At 39.5% G+C, this 18,832-nt stretch carries 17 protein-coding genes, 1 rRNA gene and 1 pseudogene; all 19 read left to right on the top strand.

What is annotated here, in order from left to right:
- The first annotated feature begins 96 nt into the window (after window positions 1–96).
- A complete protein-coding gene (gene pth / locus I567_RS00755) occupies window positions 97–657 on the top strand; it encodes an aminoacyl-tRNA hydrolase (protein WP_016250342.1) in 561 nt (186 codons plus the stop codon).
- 76 nt (window positions 658–733) lie between these two features.
- Window positions 734–4,279, top strand: coding sequence for a transcription-repair coupling factor (gene mfd, locus I567_RS00750; protein WP_016250341.1), 3,546 nt, complete (start codon window positions 734–736; stop codon window positions 4,277–4,279).
- Between the two features lie 7 nt (window positions 4,280–4,286).
- Window positions 4,287–5,879 carry a putative polysaccharide biosynthesis protein gene (locus tag I567_RS00745; RefSeq protein WP_016250340.1) on the top strand — a complete coding sequence of 531 codons (1,593 nt, stop codon included), beginning with the start codon at window positions 4,287–4,289 and terminating at the stop codon, window positions 5,877–5,879.
- Entirely contained in the window at window positions 5,876–6,136 is a 261-nt protein-coding gene (locus tag I567_RS00740) for an RNA-binding S4 domain-containing protein (protein WP_016250339.1), read from the top strand. The genes I567_RS00745 and I567_RS00740 overlap by 4 nt, the downstream gene beginning before the upstream one ends.
- A gap of 131 nt (window positions 6,137–6,267) precedes the next feature.
- Window positions 6,268–6,657: an FtsB family cell division protein gene (locus tag I567_RS00735; protein ID WP_016250338.1), complete on the top strand. Its 390-nt coding sequence runs from the start codon at window positions 6,268–6,270 to the stop codon at window positions 6,655–6,657.
- A gap of 64 nt (window positions 6,658–6,721) precedes the next feature.
- Window positions 6,722–7,153, top strand: a complete 432-nt coding sequence (locus I567_RS00730; RefSeq protein ID WP_016250337.1) for a S1 domain-containing RNA-binding protein — start codon at window positions 6,722–6,724, stop codon at window positions 7,151–7,153.
- A gap of 443 nt (window positions 7,154–7,596) precedes the next feature.
- Window positions 7,597–8,985 (top strand): tRNA lysidine(34) synthetase TilS, encoded by a 1,389-nt coding sequence (tilS, locus tag I567_RS00725; protein WP_016250336.1) that lies wholly within the window; start codon window positions 7,597–7,599, stop codon window positions 8,983–8,985.
- A 20-nt stretch (window positions 8,986–9,005) separates the two neighbouring features.
- On the top strand, window positions 9,006–9,554 hold the full coding sequence (gene hpt, locus I567_RS00720; RefSeq protein WP_016250335.1) for a hypoxanthine phosphoribosyltransferase: 549 nt from the start codon (window positions 9,006–9,008) through the stop codon (window positions 9,552–9,554).
- A gap of 68 nt (window positions 9,555–9,622) precedes the next feature.
- The gene (gene ftsH, locus I567_RS00715; protein ID WP_016250334.1) at window positions 9,623–11,665 is read left to right on the top strand and encodes an ATP-dependent zinc metalloprotease FtsH; all 2,043 of its coding nucleotides are present in this window, start codon (window positions 9,623–9,625) and stop codon (window positions 11,663–11,665) included.
- A 56-nt stretch (window positions 11,666–11,721) separates the two neighbouring features.
- Complete coding sequence (locus I567_RS00710) at window positions 11,722–11,907, top strand: hypothetical protein (RefSeq protein WP_016250333.1); 186 nt, start codon at window positions 11,722–11,724, stop codon at window positions 11,905–11,907.
- 107 nt (window positions 11,908–12,014) lie between these two features.
- Window positions 12,015–12,317, top strand: a complete 303-nt coding sequence (locus tag I567_RS00705; protein ID WP_016250332.1) for a type II toxin-antitoxin system RelB/DinJ family antitoxin — start codon at window positions 12,015–12,017, stop codon at window positions 12,315–12,317.
- A 587-nt stretch (window positions 12,318–12,904) separates the two neighbouring features.
- Window positions 12,905–13,792: an Hsp33 family molecular chaperone HslO gene (gene hslO / locus I567_RS00700; protein ID WP_016250331.1), complete on the top strand. Its 888-nt coding sequence runs from the start codon at window positions 12,905–12,907 to the stop codon at window positions 13,790–13,792.
- A complete protein-coding gene (gene dusB, locus I567_RS00695; RefSeq protein WP_016250330.1) occupies window positions 13,789–14,787 on the top strand; it encodes a tRNA dihydrouridine synthase DusB in 999 nt (332 codons plus the stop codon). Before hslO ends, dusB begins: the two co-directional genes overlap by 4 nt.
- Before the next feature lie 106 nt (window positions 14,788–14,893).
- Window positions 14,894–16,396 (top strand): lysine--tRNA ligase, encoded by a 1,503-nt coding sequence (gene lysS, locus I567_RS00690; RefSeq protein WP_016250329.1) that lies wholly within the window; start codon window positions 14,894–14,896, stop codon window positions 16,394–16,396.
- Window positions 16,397–16,538: 142 nt separating this feature from the next.
- Window positions 16,539–16,988, top strand: coding sequence for a hypothetical protein (locus tag I567_RS00685; RefSeq protein WP_016250328.1), 450 nt, complete (start codon window positions 16,539–16,541; stop codon window positions 16,986–16,988).
- A gap of 41 nt (window positions 16,989–17,029) precedes the next feature.
- Window positions 17,030–17,356 carry a hypothetical protein gene (locus I567_RS12205; RefSeq protein ID WP_145960260.1) on the top strand — a complete coding sequence of 109 codons (327 nt, stop codon included), beginning with the start codon at window positions 17,030–17,032 and terminating at the stop codon, window positions 17,354–17,356.
- 20 nt (window positions 17,357–17,376) lie between these two features.
- Window positions 17,377–17,988 (top strand): annotated as a pseudogene (locus I567_RS12860) (DUF7788 domain-containing protein).
- Window positions 17,966–18,151 (top strand): hypothetical protein, encoded by a 186-nt coding sequence (locus I567_RS12800; protein WP_051074558.1) that lies wholly within the window; start codon window positions 17,966–17,968, stop codon window positions 18,149–18,151. The pseudogene I567_RS12860 and the gene I567_RS12800 overlap by 23 nt, the downstream one beginning before the upstream one ends.
- A 605-nt stretch (window positions 18,152–18,756) precedes the next feature.
- A 16S ribosomal RNA gene (locus I567_RS00675) occupies window positions 18,757–18,832 on the top strand; the annotation flags it as partial.

The following is an 18,832-nucleotide window of genomic DNA, read 5'->3' as shown; positions in this document are numbered from 1 at the left end:
GGAAGTATGATATACTAAAAAGGCAAACTATTGATTTTTTTGATAATTAATAGTAGGATAATGAAGATTTTTTGTTAGTTTGAAAGGAAAATATTCATGAAAATGATTGTAGGCCTGGGAAATCCGGGAACAAAATATGAAAAAACCAAGCATAATGTCGGCTTTATGGTTATTGATGAATTGGCGAAAAAACATCAGGTAACCTTTAAAAAGAATGCCTTCCAAGCGTTGGTCGGCGAGTATTTTGAAAATGGGGAAAAGATTCTACTCGTGAAGCCGCAAACCTTTATGAATGAGTCAGGAAAAGCAGTTGGACCGTTGATGACTTATTTCAATATTTATCCAGAAGAGTTAGTGATTGTTTATGATGATTTAGATTTGACACTAGGGAAGATTCGTCTGCGTCAAAAAGGAAGCGCCGGGGGTCATAATGGGGTCAAAAGTGTGATTTCACATCTGAATAGTCAAGTTTTTAACCGCATCAAAGTCGGAATTGCTCGGCCAAAACAAAATCAGACGGTCATTCACCATGTATTGACCAATTTTGATAAGGATGAACAGCCTGTTATCAACCAAGCGATGGATAAAACAGTCGAAGCTCTGGAATATTTTATCCAGACCAATGATTTTATGAAAACCATGAATCAATTTAATTAATCATCAGCCATTTTTACTGATAAAAAAGTAAAAGTGGCTAAGTCTGTTTCAAAAATAATATGAAGGAAGGATTTTAATGAGTTTAGCAAGAATCGTCGGAAAAGATCCGGCCATTGCGTCTTGGCAAGCAGGATTACAAGAAAGCTTATCGCGTCAACTGGTCTTAGGGTTAGCAGGTTCGGCCAAGACTTTAGCTTTAATCGATACATTTCAACAGCTAAAAAAATCAATTGTGATCATCTGTCCTAACTTGTTTTATGCCAACCAGTTAGCCGATGATTTACGTACGCAGATAGATGAAGTGTTTGTTTTCCCAGTGGATGAAGTATTATCTGCGGAGATGGCTTTTGCGTCCCCTGAAGCGAAAAGTCAGCGTGTCGCTACGTTAAATGCGATTAGCTCAGGGCAAAAAGGAATTTATATTTTGCCGGTTGCAAGTTTAAGAAAAGCTTTGCCAGCAAAAAGTACTTGGCAAGATAGTCATCTCGCTTTAAAAATCGGGGCAACCTTGGATTTAGAAGCTATCACGCAAAAATTAACTTTAATGGGCTATACAAGAGAGCAAATGTTAGCCAAACCGGGTGAATTTAGTATTCGTGGCAGCATTATTGATATTTATCCGCTTGACCAGACATATCCATGCCGTATCGAATTATTTGATGATGAGATTGATTCTTTACGTTTATTTGATGTAGAAACCCAACGTTCGATTGAAAAGATTGAGGAAGTCTTGATTTCGCCGACGAGTGAGTATGTATTTCTTCCGCAAGATTTTATCCGCGGAATTGAAAAAGTAGAGAAGTTATTACAAAAGCGTTTGGCCGTAACCAAGCATGAAGAAGATCAAGTGCGTTTAACCGAGTATTTCCAAGAGTTGATGGAACGCTGGCGCCATTTGGAAGCCACTGATGTCGTGCATTACTATGTCGATTTACTTTACGAAAAGCAAGTCACGATTTTAGATTACTTTAGCGATGATCATTATTTTATCGTGGATGACTATGCCCGTGTAATGGAATCAGCCCGTCAGTTAGAGCAAGAAACGATGGAATGGGTAGCCCAAAAATTAGAAGAAATGCGCATTTTTTCAAGCCAAGAATTTTTCAGAGAGATTCAACCCCTCTTAACCAAACACAAGGCGCCAACTACCTTTTTCTCCCTTTTTCAAAAAGGAATGGGGAATTTGCGCTTCAAGGCGATTTGTCAGGTACAATACCGTCCGATGCAGCAATTCTTTGGACAAATGGGCTTGTTGAAGGCAGAAGTAGACCGCTTTGAACGCCAACAACAAACCGTTCTTTTTTTAGTCAGCAGCACGACCCAACAAGAAAAGCTGATGCAAGCCTTTAAAGAGCACGAAATTTATGCGGTAGAAACCACACCAGAGAAGATTTTTACTAACCGTAGTCAGATTATTGTTTCTGAATTACAAGCTGGTTTTGAGTTGCCAGAGAGTCATTTGGTTGTAATTAGCGAGCGTGAAATCTTCCAAAAAGTCGCGAAAAAACGAGCACGCCGTCAAAATATTACCAATGCTGAACGCTTAAAGAGCTATAATGAATTAAAAGTGGGCGATTATGTCGTTCATGCCAATCACGGTATCGGGAAGTATCTAGGGTTGCAGACTTTGGAAGTAGATGGCGTTCACCAAGATTACATGACGATTCAGTACCAAAATGATGATAAATTGTTTATCCCGGTGACGCAGCTGAACTTAATTCAAAAATACGTCGCTTCAGAATCTAAGCAACCTAAGATCAACAAATTAGGTGGCAGCGAATGGACAAAGACGAAGCGTAAAGTAGCCAAAAAGATTGAAGACATTGCCGATGATTTAATTGAACTATATGCCAAACGAGAAGCACAAAAAGGTTATGCGTACCTACCAGATGATGGCTATCAACGAGAATTTGAAGATGCTTTTGCTTATTCAGAGACACCAGACCAGTTGAAGAGTGCCGCTGAAATCAAAAAAGATATGGAAAAAGCTAAACCAATGGATCGCTTGTTGGTAGGTGATGTCGGTTTTGGTAAGACAGAAGTAGCCTTGCGTGCAGCCTTTAAAGCAATTAAAGAAAGTAAGCAGGTCGCCTTCTTAGTGCCTACTACGATTTTGGCACAGCAACACTACGAGACGATTTTGGAACGTTTTGAAGGATTTCCAGTAAATGTTGGCTTGCTGAGTCGTTTTAGAACCAAAAAGCAACAAAACGAAACCATCGAACAGCTTAAACATGGACAAATTGACATTATCGTTGGCACCCATCGTTTGCTTTCTAAAGACGTGACTTTTAGTGATTTAGGTCTGATAGTCATTGATGAGGAACAACGCTTTGGAGTCCGTCATAAAGAACGCTTGAAACAATTGCGTACCCAAGTGGATGTATTAACCTTAACTGCAACTCCTATTCCGCGAACTTTGCATATGTCGATGTTAGGGGTGCGTGATTTATCAGTGATTGAGACGCCACCTGCCAATCGCTATCCTATTCAAACTTATGTGATGGAGTATAATGCCGGGGCGATTCGTGAAGGCATTATGCGTGAGATGGCTCGAGGTGGACAGGTCTTTTATCTATATAATCGGGTGGAGAGTATCGAAAGCAAAGTAGCAGAACTCCAAGCTTTAGTTCCTGATGCTCGGATTGCCTTTGCGCATGGACAGATGACAGAAGTTCAGCTAGAAAATACGCTATTTGACTTTATTGAAGGGCAATACGATATTTTGGTCACGACGACGATTATTGAAACTGGGGTCGATATTCCAAATGCTAATACGTTATTTGTCGAAAATGCGGATTATATGGGGCTTTCTACCTTGTATCAATTGCGTGGTCGAGTGGGCCGTAGTAATCGTGTAGCTTATGCGTACTTTATGTATGAGCAGCAAAAAATCTTAAATGAAGTCAGCGAAAAACGACTCCAAGCAATCAAGGACTTCACTGAATTAGGTTCTGGCTTTAAGATTGCGATGCGTGACTTATCGATTCGTGGTGCAGGAAATCTCTTAGGGGCGCAACAACACGGCTTTATCGATTCGGTCGGTTTTGATATGTATTCGCAAATGCTAGCTGAAGCGGTCAATCGCAAGCAAGGGAAAAATACCCAATTGGAAAAAACGATGGTCGAAATTGATTTGGGCTTGGATGCGTACTTACCAACGAGCTATATTGAAGATGAACGGCAAAAAATCGAGATTTATAAACGGATTCGCGAGTTGGATAGTCAAGAGGCACTGGACGAGTTACAAGATGATTTACTCGATCGCTTTGGAGAGTATCCAGATGAAGTCGCGCATTTATTAGCAGTCGGTGAGTTAAAAATGAATGCAGAACGTTCTTTAGTAGAAGCTGTGAAAAAACAAGGCCTAGCTGTCAAAATTACCTTGAGCAAAGTCGGTACCCAGCAATATGTGGTGCAAGATTTGTTTAAAGCATTAACGGCTACCAAATTAAAAGCAAATATGAACCAAGCCAAAGATAAGATGGAAATCACTTTAAGCTTGACACCAAAAATGCCGGCGATGGTCTGGCTGATGGAATTAAATCAATTTATGCAAGCTTTACGTGACATAAAATACGAAAAACAAGTCGCACAAAAACAAACAGATGTGCAGAATTGAGGAGCCAATGTCCGATAAAAGTATGAAACAATTACTCAAAGGGGCGTTTATATTAACATTTGCGGCCTTTTTATCAAAAATATTAAGTGCAGTTTATCGTGTTCCTTTCCAAAACTTTGTGGGTGATTTGGGCTTTTATGCCTATCAGCAAGCTTATCCCTTTTACGGAGTAGCAATGACTTTGGCGTTAACAGGTTTTCCGCAATTCTTATCCAGGTTTTTAGCGGAAAGTTCAAATGATTTAGAAAAACAGAAAAAAGCTGCGAAAATCTTTCCGTTATTGGTGATTTTATCTTTTATGATGGCGATTGGTTTGCTGTTACTTAGCCCGGTGCTTGCCAAGTGGATGGGAAATGAACAGTTAACCGGTGTATTGATGGTGAGTGCTTGTACCTTTTTCTTAGTACCGTTGCTTTCTATTTATCGTGGCGCTTATCAGAGTGAATTGGCGATGCTAGCTAGTGGGGTCTCTCAGGTTTATGAGCAGCTGATTCGCGTACTCATCATCATTTTGGCAGCTTTGGGCTTTTCTCACGGATATTTTGATGTCTATCAGACGGCACAATGGGCGATGACAGGCTCAGTGGTTGGTGGGATAATAGCTTTATGCATTTTAAAGAAATATCAAAAGCAACAGTTATCTTGGCTATACTTTGCTTGGCCGACTGTGGCACAAATCAAAGAACTTTTCCGAACCGAACGCTATCTGTTATCACGCTTATTAATTGAAGGTGGCTTACTTACGCTTTATACCGGACTATTGATTGTCTTTCAGTTGGTGGATAGCTTTACAGTTGCCAACGGGTTGCATCAGGCGGGACTTTCCATGCTGGATGCGCAAAATTTAAAAGGCATTTACGATCGCGGGCAACCTTTCGTACAATTAGGATTAGTCGTTTCGACAGCTTTGTCAGCGAGTTTTCTTCCTAATCTGACCCGTTATCAGATGCAAGAGAAGGAATTTTCTCACCTACGTTCTAGCAAGATGTATTTGCGGTTGATTGCTACCTTGGCGAGTGCGGCTACAGTGGGGCTGATTTTAATCTTACCTTTAATGAATAAAGCCTTGTTTAGAGATGCGTTAGGAAGTAGCGCTTTAAGTATTTTTGCCATTGCGATTTTTATGATGTCGATGATTCAGAGTTATCAGGCCATTGAACAAAGCAAAAATCATTTTCGCCTGGCTTTTTATGCTGTTGTAGGTGCGATTGTGCTAAAAATGATTTTATCTTATCCGCTCACCATTTTCTTTTCAATTAATGGTGCGACTCTTTCCACTATTCTTGCTTTGGGATATGCTTTAGGCTATTTCATGCTAAAGACGAGTCGCGCAGTGAATGGATTTTGGAAAGAAGATAAATTTGTGCTAAAATTAGGTGTGTGTTTATTAGTGATGAGTGTAGGATTAGTAGGCTATTTACAGCTTTTACCGACTGACTTATCACGGTTGGCTTCATTAGCGGTATGTATTCTCGGTGTGATAATTGGTGCGACATTATTTTTAGTAACAGCCGTAAAAGTCCGTTTGTTGACGATTCGCGAGTGGCTTTTATTACCAAAAGGAAAACAAATTTTAGTATTGATGCGAGGGAAAAAATGAGATTAGATAAATTTTTAAAAGTATCCAGAATTATTAAACGTCGCTCTGTTGCCAAGGAAGTAGCAGATAAAGGACGGATTCAAATTAATGGCAAATTAGCCAAATCAAGCAGCACGTTGAAAGTAGGCGATGTATTGCAAATTCAATTTGGCAATAAAACGCTCGAAGTGAAAGTGCTCGCCTTGCAAGATTCTACAAAAAAAGAAGATGCAAGTAAAATGTATGAAATTCTTTCTGAAAAAAGGATAGAAGCTTAAAAGAAAATGGTCTTTCTCTAAAAAACAGAGGAAGGCTATTTTTTTTGTCTGACTTTCAAAATAGCTATCTAGACATTGTTTTTAGATATTGGTATAATTGACAAGTATGAAAGAATCAATAGGAGGCAAGGGTGTTGAAAAAGGCAAAAAAAGATAATGTACATATGTTGGATAATGATGCAACCAAACAATTTCATGCAAGCACTAACTATACACAGCGACAGTTAATCTTTCGCAGACGTCGTTTAACCCTCCTGTTCACGATTGCCTTTATTTTGTTTGCTAGTGCAGGTGTGGTGCTTTTCAAAGATCAAATGCGTTTGCGTGAATTAAAGACTTACGCACAAGAAACAAAGGAAAAGAATAAAACGACGAAGGAAGAAAAGGCTGCTCTAGAAAAAGAAGTGGCGCAATTAAAAGACGATGACTATGTGGGTAAGCTTGCAAGAAGTCGTTATTTTTATACAAAAGAAGGAGAGCTAGTTTATGTGTTGCCGGAGACTAGCGATTCAAATGATTAAGGATCCATCGTGCAAGTCACGTTGAATTATATACAAGGGTTATATTAGGAGGAACTATTTTTTTATGTCAATCGAAGTTGGAGCAAAACTACCAGGAAAAGTATCAGGAATTACCAATTTTGGTGCTTTTGTAGATTTGGGAAAGGGAAAAACCGGCCTAGTGCATATTAGTGAAGTTTCAAATGGTTTCGTCAAAGACATTAATGAAGTACTCAAAGTTGGCGATGAAGTGACTGTTTTGGTAACTGCTATAGGCGAAGATGGGAAGATTGGTTTATCCATTCGTAAAGCAATTGACAAGCCAAAAGAAGAAAAGAAGGAACATTCACACAAAAAACCATTTAACAAAAATCATAATGGCCGCAAAGAAAATGCACCTAAGCAAGACTTCGATGCGCTGATGAGTTCATTCTTAAAGGATAGCGATGATCGCCTAGCTTCTTTACGCCGCAATACAGAAGGCAAACGCGGTGGACGTGGCGGACGTCGTAGCTAATTCAAATTATTATTTCTAAGCATCAGTTAAGTACTCATTATTCCATACGAGACTTAATTGATGCTCGTTTTATTATAAGGATGTGAGCCAGGTCGATCAGCTCCAAGTAGCTAAGTTTTCCGGAATGTCTGGAAAATCCATCGTGTTTTAAGATTTTCCCAGACAGGCCGGCTTAGATACACAGGAGCTACCCGGCGAACACAGATTGTATAAGGTCGTGAAGTAGCTCGGAAAGCCTCGAAGAAATTTATGTGCTTACCTACCGCTGAGAAAATCGGATGAAAGGAGATTTTCTCAAGCGGGAGGGCGAATGTCACAATGTCTAGCTGCTGAACGCCGATTAAAAGGATGTGAGGCGGGTCGGTCAGCTCCAAGCAGCTAGGGTCTGTCCGGAGCGTCGGAAAAGTCCGAGTGATGTCGCCAAATAAAGAAAGGGGTGTGCTATGGATTTAGCTAAACAATTCTATCAACATTGTCAAAAAAATGCTTTTTTCCAGCCGACTGATTATTTGTTGATTGCTGTATCTGGCGGTGTGGATTCGATGGTCTTGCTCGATTTGATGCAGCGATGTTTTGCAAAAATCCCAATGGCCGTGGTGCATTTTAACCATCAACTAAGAGAAAGTGCAGCGATAGAACAAGCCTTTATAAAAGAATATTGCCAAACACACCAATTACCTTTCTTTACAGCAAATTGGCAAGAAAAAGCGACCACAAATCTTGAAGCGCAGGCAAGAAAAGCGAGATATCGTTATTTTGCCCAAGTGATGAAAGCACAAGGATTTACCTGTCTATTAACGGCCCACCATGGCGATGACCAACTGGAAACCATGCTGATGAAGTTAGTCAAGTACGGTAATTTTCAAAATCTGGCTGGTATGAAAGCCAAAAGTGTGCTTCCTGAGACTACCTTGCCATTGTGCCGTCCTTTACTATTTACGGATAAAAAGACACTTTATGATTATGCGCACGAAAAGCAATTAACCTATTTTGAAGATGAAACCAATCAAAGTCTTGCCTATGCGCGTAATCGTATGCGTCATCAGGTACTGCCAGTGCTAAAAGGCGAAAATCCACAAGCGTTAAATCAAGTGGCACGTTTGAGTGAGCAGTTGTACTGTTTACAGGAAATCTTGGAAGAAATGCAAGATACATGGTATGATACACTTGTCAGACAAAGGTACGATACTTATCAGATTTTGCTTGAACCCTTTTTTCAACTTACACCGGCGAAACGCTATTTTGCTTTACAGGGGATTTTTCATCGCTTATCACTTAAAGCGCAGATTCCCTTAAAAGAAGCCCATGTAGCGCAAGTGTTAGACCTACTTGCCGATGAGCGAACGGCTTTTGTACTCTCGGTAGAAAATCATTGGCAAATTCAAGCCAGCCAAGACAAGCTAATCATTACGCGTCAAAAAGAAAAAGTGACGAGTCAAGATTTTTGCTACACGCTCAAAGTGGGCGAGTCAATCATGATTGATGCACATCGCTGGGTGGGGCTATTTGTCGCAGGCGAGGAAAAAATTCCCAAAAAAGTCAAACATTTCTCAGAATTTCGCCATGAATTTTTGGCAGAATTAAATCCGGTTTTAACGTTACGCCCGAGAAAACCTGGGGATAAAATCGCATTAAGTACAAGTTTAACAAAAAAGGTTCGGCGGTATTTTATTGACGAAAAGATACCGACAGCACAAAGAATGCAGGCAATTGTGGTCTTAGATGCGTCAAAAAATATCATGAGTTTGCTTCCTTTTGTGAATTCTTATTTGAGTATTGATGCTAAAACTGATAAAATACGTTACATACTGGTCTATCGATACATAGAGTAGCATTTAAGGAGGATAAGGTCATGTTGATGAATGACATTGAAAAAGTATTGATTACAAAAGAGCAAATCGCCGCTCGTTGTGAAGAACTAGGTAAGGAATTACAAGAAAAATTTGCAGGAAAAAATCCTTTAGTCGTAGGTGTCTTAAAAGGGGCTGTTCCTTTTATGGCTGATATTATTCGTGCGATGGATAGCCATGTGGAAATCGACTTTATGGATGTTTCAAGTTACGGAAATGCCTTAGTGTCATCTGGTGAGGTCAAAATTGTGAAAGATCTTGATACCAATGTAGAAGGCCGTGACATGTTAATCGTGGAAGATATTATTGATAGCGGTCGTACTTTGGCTTATTTAGTAGACCTATTCAAATATCGTAAAGCAAATTCGATTACCATTGTGACCCTTTTAGACAAACCAGAAGGACGCGCGGTGGATATCGAAGCTGATTATGTTGGCTTTGATGTGCCGAATGAATTTGTGGTCGGCTATGGTTTAGATTACTGCGAACGTTATCGTAACCTACCTTATGTTGGGGTATTAAAACCTGAAATTTATCAAACAAATGAGTAAAAAAATATTGATACTTATGTTAAAATATATAGGTCAATAAAAGACAAATAAGGGCAAGGAGGAGCTCGATGAACAGGAAAAATAATAATGGTATGTTAAAAAATACCTTATATTACATCCTTGTGCTTCTTGCAATGGCGGGGATTTTAATCTTCTTTGTCGGCAATGGTAGCAGTCAGTCACCATCGATTGACTACTCGAAATTTACTGAGCAATTAGAAGACGGTAAAATCAAGTCATTTTCCGTACAACCGGCAAATGGCGTCTACAAAATTAGCGGGAAATACAAAGATGAACAAACAGTAAGTAATAACAGTGGACTTTCGATTCTAGGTTCAACTAGCACGAAGTCAACGAGTTTTACAACGATTGTCTTGCCAAATGATTCCACATTAAGTGAAATTACATCTTTGGCAGCAACACATAATGTAGATACAACCATTAAGGAAGAATCCAGCAGTGGTGTTTGGATTTCATTTTTAATTAGCATGGTGCCGTTTGTCATCATGATTTTCTTCTTCTACATGATTATGGGTCAACAAGCCGGTGGTGGCGGTGGTGGCCGTGGCGTGATGAACTTTGGTAAATCAAAAGCCAAAGAAGCCGATAAAAAAGCCAACCGCGTGCGTTTCTCTGACGTAGCTGGGGCTGAAGAAGAAAAACAAGAATTAGTCGAAGTGGTGGAATTCTTAAAAGATCCACGTCGCTTCTCAGCATTAGGTGCACGTATTCCAGCTGGGGTGTTACTAGAAGGACCCCCAGGAACCGGTAAAACTTTATTAGCTAAAGCAGTTGCCGGTGAAGCAGGCGTACCATTTTACTCTATCTCTGGTTCAGACTTTGTAGAAATGTTTGTCGGGGTCGGAGCAAGTCGTGTACGTGATTTATTTGATACTGCGAAGAAAAACTCACCAGCCATTATCTTTATCGATGAAATTGATGCGGTGGGTCGTCAACGTGGTGCTGGTATGGGTGGCGGACATGATGAACGTGAACAAACCCTTAACCAATTGCTTGTTGAAATGGATGGTTTCAGTGGAAATGAAGGCGTAATCGTCATTGCTGCTACCAACCGTTCAGACGTCTTGGATCCAGCGTTATTGCGTCCAGGCCGTTTTGACCGTCAAATTTTAGTCGGTCGTCCCGATGTCAAAGGTCGTGAAGCTATTTTACGCGTCCATGCGAAAAATAAACCATTGGCTGATGATGTCGACTTGAAAGTAATCGCCCAACAAACACCAGGATTTGCCGGGGCTGATTTAGAAAACGTCTTAAACGAAGCGGCTTTAGTGGCTGCCCGTCGGAATAAAACGAAAATTGATGCTTCAGATATTGATGAAGCTGAAGACCGCGTGATTGCTGGTCCTGCTAAGAAAGACCGCGTGATTAGTAAACGTGAACGCGAAATGGTGGCCTATCACGAAGCCGGACATACCATCGTTGGTTTAGTGCTTTCTCGTGCGCGTGTTGTACACAAGGTAACGATTATCCCTCGTGGACGCGCCGGTGGTTACATGATTGCTTTACCAAAAGAAGATCAAATGTTGTTAACCAAAGACGATATGTTCGAACAAATTGTTGGTCTATTAGGTGGACGTACAGCTGAAGAAATTATCTTTGGTGTTCAATCTACCGGGGCTTCCAATGACTTTGAACAAGCCACAGCCTTAGCGCGCAGCATGGTGACTGAATATGGTATGAGTGACAAGCTTGGACCTGTGCAATACGAAGGTAATCATCAAGTCTTTATCGGTCGTGATTATGGTCAAACTAAAGCTTATTCTGAACAAATTGCTTATGAAATTGACCAAGAAGTTCGCCGTATCTTGATGGAAGCTCATGATAAAGCACGCGAAATCATCGAAACGCATCGTGACAAACATAAATTAATTGCTGAAAAATTATTAGAGTTTGAAACATTAGATGCTAAGGCAATCAAGTCCTTGTTTGAAACAGGGAAAATGCCTGCACAAGATGAATCTGAATTTCCAAGTGAAAAAGCGCAAAGTTATGAAGAAGCAAAACGTGCCCTAGAAGAACGTGATGCGAAAAAACAAGCGCAAGCGGATGATGAATTAACAATCACACCAGATGATACAACTGAAGAATAAGAAAAAAGCGGCCGGTTCAAGTAATCGGTCGCTTTTTAGAATTATGGGAGGTTATTATGCAAATTAGAAAAGAAGAATTACCAGACTACGACACAGTCTATCATGTCGTCCAGCAAGCCTTTGAGCAGGCAGAACACGCAGACGGCAATGAAGCGGATTTGGTCACTGCCTTAAGAAAAGGTTCAGCTTTCATTCCCGAACTTTCGCTAGTTGCTGAGATAGAGCAATTAGATGTGGAGTAGATAATAGCGAGTCGGTGTACGATAATAGAGAGATTTTATTTCTTTAAGATATGTGTTGCTATATGCGATACAAATCCTTATAATTAAGTTAAAGGAAGGTGAGTATTATGGCAGTAATGAAAACAGCAAATGTTAATGTAAGAATACAAGAAAATATTAAAGAACAAGCAGAACAGATACTGGATACCCTAGGAATTTCTAGGGCAAGTGCTATTGATATGTTCTACAGACAAATCATTTTAAAACAAGGGATACCATTTCCTTTGACTGTTTCTAAGACTATTCCTATAAGAGAAGAAATGGATGGAGACACCTTCAATTCAATGATGGCAACAGGCTATACTCAGGCAATCCAAGGGGATAGTTATCCAATAGATGATGTTTTTGATGAATTAGAGCGAGGTCAATAATGGGGTGATTTAGGGTTTCGTAAACTTAGGGTAAAAAATTACTATATCTATTTTAGAATAGATGAGGCATTAAAAGAGGTTCAAATTCTCGCAGTGATCTATACAAAAATGGATCAAGAAAAGCAATTAGAAAAACTATAATAAACTCGTTGCGCTATTTGAAAAATACTGAAAAAAATAAAGGATTTCGCATAAAGTAACCAGAACTTGGTTTTTGTGTAATGATAATCAATTGAAGTGGCTGATGTGATTGAAGATGATAATGACCATCTATATGTTTTTACATTCGTGGGTGTAATAGTTGTACTTGGGCGGGTGCTTAAGTGCTAGCCTAAGTATTTGCAACATCAATCTGATCCAATTGAGGAAATGAAGCAAGTTTTAAAGGTTTTAGAGAAGTACAACTCCAAGGGGCAGATTATTCGTATGTTTAACGATTTTTTCCACACTAGCACGTATTCAGGCAGTTTCCTATTTTTAGGGTGCTGTCTTTTTCCATCTAAACTTTAAATTTGAATTTTTCCCATGAATTCGGTATTATCTTTAGGTATCGAGGAAAAAGTGAAAAGAGCCAAAGGAGGAGAAAGATGGCTGATTATTTAGTAAAAGCGCTGGCCTATGATGGTGTGGTACGTGCCTATGCGGTAAATGCGACGGATACTGTGGCTGAAGCGCAACGCAGACATGAAACATGGCATACGGCATCGGCTGCTTTAGGTCGTGCCTTAGTGGGAACCTTGCTTTTAGGATCGACTTTAAAAGGGAAAGATAAATTAACCGTAAAAATCTTAGGTGACGGTCCAGCAGGGGCAATCATTGTCGATGGAAATGCCAAAGGAGAAGTTAAAGGATATATCCAAAACCCTAAAGTTGCCCTACCATTAAATGCGCAAGGTAAGATTGACGTGAGAGGCGCTGTGGGTACGCAAGGGTCATTTGTCGTGATTAAAGATTTAGGCTTGAAAGAACCATTTACCGGTCAAACACCTATTGTATCTGGTGAGCTAGGGGAAGATTTCACCTATTATCTAGCCTCTTCTGAACAAATCCCTTCAGCAGTTGGACTAAGTGTTTTGGTAAATCCAGATAACACCATTCAAACCGCTGGTGGATTCATGCTACAAATTATGCCTGGTGCAAGTGAAGAGCTGATTTCACGCTTAGAGCAAAAATTAGCCAGCCTGCCACGTGTATCTAGTCTTTTAGATAGTGGGATGACGCCAGAACAAATTTTAGAAACCATTTTGGATGACACGACCATTTTTTATCTTGAAACCCAACCAGTCTGCTTTAAGTGCGATTGTAACAAAGACAAATTCGCCACAGCACTGATTACTTTAGGGACCAAAGAATTACAAGAAATGATAGATGAAGATCATGGTGCAGAAACAGTTTGCTCATTTTGCGGGAATAAATATCATTTCTCTGAGCAAGACTTACAAGGATTAATCACAGAAATTGAGGAAAACAAATGACAAATACTTGGAAAATAGGCGATATTGAAATTAAAAATCGAGTCGTAGTGGCACCGATGGCAGGAATTTCTAATGCGGCATTTCGGGTGACAGTCAAAGAAGCAGGGGCCGGTCTGGTCGTGTGTGAAATGATTAGTGACCAAGGCATTCATTTCCGCAATAAAAAGACTTTAGACATGCTTTACATCGATGAGCGTGAATATCCATTAAGCGTGCAAATCTTTGGTGGCAATAAAGATAGTTTGGTGGAAGCGGCTCAGTTTGTTGAAGCAAATACCAAAGCAGCCATTATCGACATTAACATGGGATGCCCGGTCAATAAGGTAATCAAAGCTGAAGCCGGTGCCAAATGGTTATTAGACCCAGATAAAGTCTATGAAATGGTCGATGCGGTATCTTCTGCGGTAAAATTACCCGTAACTGTGAAGATGCGTACAGGCTGGGATGAAGCCCATTTATTTGCTGTGGAAAATGCCAAAGCGGCTCAAGCAGGGGGTGCAGCGGCTTTAGCAATGCATGGTCGAACTCGGGTGCAAATGTATGAAGGTCATGCAAACTGGGAAATCTTGCGTCGAGTCAAAGAAAACATCGACATTCCATTTATGGGCAATGGCGATGTCCGCACACCAGAAGATGCAAAGAAAATGTTAGAGGAAGTCGGCTGCGATGCGGTGATGATCGGTCGGGCTGCTTTAGGTAATCCATGGATGATTAAACGCACAGTGCATTATTTGGAAACGGGTGAATTATTACCAGAGCCAACCCCACGAGAAAAGATTGATATTGCGAAAATTCACTTCGACCGTTTAATTGATTTAAAAGGGGAAAAAGTTGCTTCACGTGAATTCCGTCAACATGCGGCTTATTATCTAAAAGGCATCCCACGGGCGGCTAAAGTCAAAGCAGCGATTAACCAAACGGAAGATAAAGCGACAATGATTCAATTATTGGATGACTTCTTGAAAAAAACGGAGGAAAATCCTGTTGTGCGATAATAGATAGATGAAAAAAATCAAGCAATTCCTAAATTTCGCTTGATTTTTTCGCCTTTCATTGGCAATATTATGGATGAGTGCAAATTTTGAAACGGAGGAAAATATCTTGACTGAAATTGAAAGACAAGAAGAGTTGAATGACCAAATGTTGGTTCGTCGTGAAAAAATGGAACGACTAATCGAACAAGGCATTGATCCATTCGGTAAACGTTTTGAGCGTACCCATAACTCAAAAGAATTACACGAAGCTTATGATGACAAAACAAAAGAAGAATTACACGACTTAAACTTAAAAGCTAGCGTTGCCGGTCGTATGATGACCAAACGTGGCAAAGGGAAAGCTGGTTTTGCGCATTTACTAGATCGCGAAGGCCAAATCCAAATCTATGTGAGAAAAGATGAAGTCGGCGAAGAAGCCTATGAATTATTCAAACAAGCAGACTTAGGGGACTTTTATGGTGTGACTGGTCAAATTATGAAGACCAATACCGGTGAAGTGTCCATCAAGGCAGAAACTTTTGAAATTCTATCTAAAGCATTGCGTCCATTACCTGATAAATATCACGGACTAACCAATGTCGAACAAAGATATCGTCAACGTTACTTAGATTTGATTAGTAACCGCGAAAGTTTCGACCGCTTTATGAAACGTAGCCAAATCATCAGTGAAATCCGTCGTTACTTAGATTCTCAAGGCTATATCGAAGTTGAAACACCAGTCTTACACAATCAAGCAGGTGGTGCAGCGGCTCGTCCATTTATCACGCACCATAACGCTTTAGATACGGACCTTTACCTACGTATCGCTTTAGAGTTACACTTAAAACGTTTGATTGTCGGCGGTATGGAAAAAGTATACGAGATTTCTCGCGTGTTCCGTAATGAAGGGATTGATACAACTCATAACCCTGAATTTACCATGTTAGAAGCTTATACTGCTTACACTGATTATAAAGATGTGATGGACCTAACAGAAGGCATTATCCGCAATGCTGCTCAAAAAGTATTAGGTACGACTGAAATTAGTTACGATGGAGAAGCGATTGATTTGACTTCACCATTTAGACGTTTACACATGGTAGATGCCGTGAAAGAAAAAACAGGTGTCGACTTCTGGCAAGATATGACACTTGAACAAGCTCGTCAATTGGCTAAAGAACATAATGTAGAAATTACTGATGCGATGGAAATCGGTCATATTATCAATGAATTCTTTGAAACATTTGTAGAAGATACTTTACGTCAACCTACTTTTGTTTATGGTCATCCAGTGGCTGTTTCTCCACTTGCGAAGAAAAATCCTGAAGATCCTCGCTTTACTGATCGTTTTGAATTGTTCATCGTGGGTAAAGAGTTTGCTAATGCCTTTACGGAATTGAATGACCCAATTGACCAAAGAGAACGTTTTGAAGCGCAAGAACGTGAACGCGCAGCTGGTAATGATGAAGCACATGGTGTGGATGAAGATTTCCTAGAAGCGCTAGAACATGGTCTTCCACCAACCGGAGGCCTAGGAATCGGTATCGACCGTCTAGTGATGTTACTAACTGATTCTCAATCAATCCGTGACGTCTTATTATTCCCAACCCTTAAGAACGTCGAAAAATAAACATATCATACACAACGCCTAGAAGTACAGGATTCAAACCCTGATACCTCTAGGCGTCGTTGTGTATAAAGAATGTGAGGCGGCTTGTAAATTCTTGCTTTGTAGTAAAATAAAGAGGACATTAAAAAAGGGGGCTTGGCGGATGGCTTATAGTGAATTAATAAAAAATTTTAGCAAAATTCGTAGCTATATGCGCGAGTTTTATGTATATGGTTTTAAAAGTCGTGAGGAATTTGTGCAAAAAAGTAGCCGTTCTTATGATGATGAGCGCAGAAGAGTAGCTAGCTGGCTGGATGAATATATGCAGTTTCATCAGGATAAAGAAGGTAAGCAAGTATTTATAAGCATCGATAGTCGCCAAATTGTCCATAATCCTTTTTATCAAGCATGGAAAGCTAAGAGTTTTACGCCAGGTGATATTACCTTGCACTTTTATCTGATGGTTATCTTGAGTCAACAGGCACGGTTAAGTTTGTCCGAAATAATGGATAAGCTGGATGAAATTTTGCAACATTTTCCCAATACACGGCTTTTTGATGAATCTACTGTGCGCAAGAAATTAAAAGAATATGTCGCTTTGATGATTTATTGACTTGTTTGGATACCCCTTGTGAAGAAGCTGCCCTCACTTGTTTGTTTGAGCAATTTCAAGCAGACCAACAACGTTTAGCTAATGGGGAAGCTATCTCGTTATTAGCTAAATGGTTGCCTTCGATTAATGCTTCTAATGCACAAACGATTAAACGGGCTAAAAAGATTGCGCGTTTCTTCCAATTAAGTGATAAAGAATATCGCCAAAGTTTATCCGCGATGAGAAAATCCTTACATTTAATTGAAAATCATTTACGCGAGCAAGATTATTCCTTTGATTATGCCAAACAACCTTCACGTGCGCTGTTTAAATATCGTAAGGCTTTTTTGCATAACGATGAATTACGCTATCAAGCTTATTTAGACTAGGTAAAAACGGGGCAGAAAAAATGAATACGAGTCAAGTGATGCCCTATGAAGTAGTGCAGCAAGGGTTAGATTTACTTGGACCTCGTCATTATTTTTGGGAGGATGCTCCTAAAGTTCCTGTCGATGTAGCACAAAAAGAACTACTTAACACCATTTGGGAACAACTACCAAATTATGAGACCATTGAGGATACGTTAGCGGTTATTGATACTTCAGGGTCAATGTATTTCGATTGTCAAAATCCTATCCCTGCCAGTGTCGCTTTATCTTTAGGGTTATATTTTGCCCAACATAATCAAGGAGCTTTCCGTAATCATTTCATCGAATTTTCGAGAAAACCACAACTCATCGAAATAAAAGGTCAGACATTTATGGATTAGTTGGAATATTTAGCGGCCTTTAATGAAGTGGCTAATACCAATCTAGAAGGTGTCTTTGATTTGATTTTACAGACGGCACTTGAGCATAAACTACCACAAACTGCCTTGCCAGCGAAATTATTAATTATTTCTGATATGGAGTTTGATGCATGTGTGGACAATCATGAAGTAACCAATTTCGAACGTGCCAAACAAAAATTTGCTTCATCTAGTTATCATTTGCCGAAAATTGTTTTTTTGGAATGTAGCTAGTCGCCATAATCAGCAACTAGTTACCCAAAATGAAGCAGGTGTCTACTTGGTTTCAGGTGTCACGCCCAAAATTTTTGAGTTAGTCGTTTCTGATACCTTAAATCCTTATCAATTTATGTTGGAGGTAGTTGAAAGTCCTCGTTATCAAACAATCACAGCTTAATGTATAGAAAGTAGGTTGGCCCAAACGATGAAAGTTAACCTACTTTTTTTAGGCTAAACCAATAGAAATGATGAACGAAAAATACTTGATTCAAGAAGAAACAGTCTGATTTTTCTTAAAAAGCGAATAATAAAACAAAGATAACCGTGAATATTCCAGTTTTTACAAAAGTTTTAAAAATGACAAAAAAAGTTTAAATTTCTTGTTGACCGAAAGCTGAAATCTTGGTATAGTATTACTTGTCTTTGAGAACAAGCCTTGATTTGATAAAGGTTTTCTCAAGTTAATAAAGAATTTTCAAATCACTCAAAAAAATATAAAAAAACTTGTTGACAAAAAAGTTTCAAGATGATATATTGATTGAGTCGCTGAATTGAAAAACATTCAGAAAATTATTTGAAAAAAGTTGTTGACAAACGAAATATAGAGTGTTATACTTTAGGAGTTGTCAATGCAACGCAGTAGACCTTTGAAAACTGAACAAATAAATGCAAACAACCAATGTGTAGGGTCTTTAGTTTGTTGCGAACTAAAGAAAAATACATGCAAGCAATAGCTAGCAAAATCAATTTTGAGCTTAAAGTCATTTATGACTTATCAATACTTTTTATGAGAGTTTGATCCTGGCTCAGGACGAACGCTGGCGGCGTGCCTAATACATGCAAGTCGAACGCATTTTCT

Source organism: Enterococcus cecorum DSM 20682 = ATCC 43198 (assembly GCF_000407565.1).
Lineage (GTDB): Bacteria > Bacillota > Bacilli > Lactobacillales > Enterococcaceae > Enterococcus_E > Enterococcus_E cecorum.
Note: the sequence above shows the minus strand (reverse complement) of the source record. Positions and strands in the feature narration are given on the sequence as shown.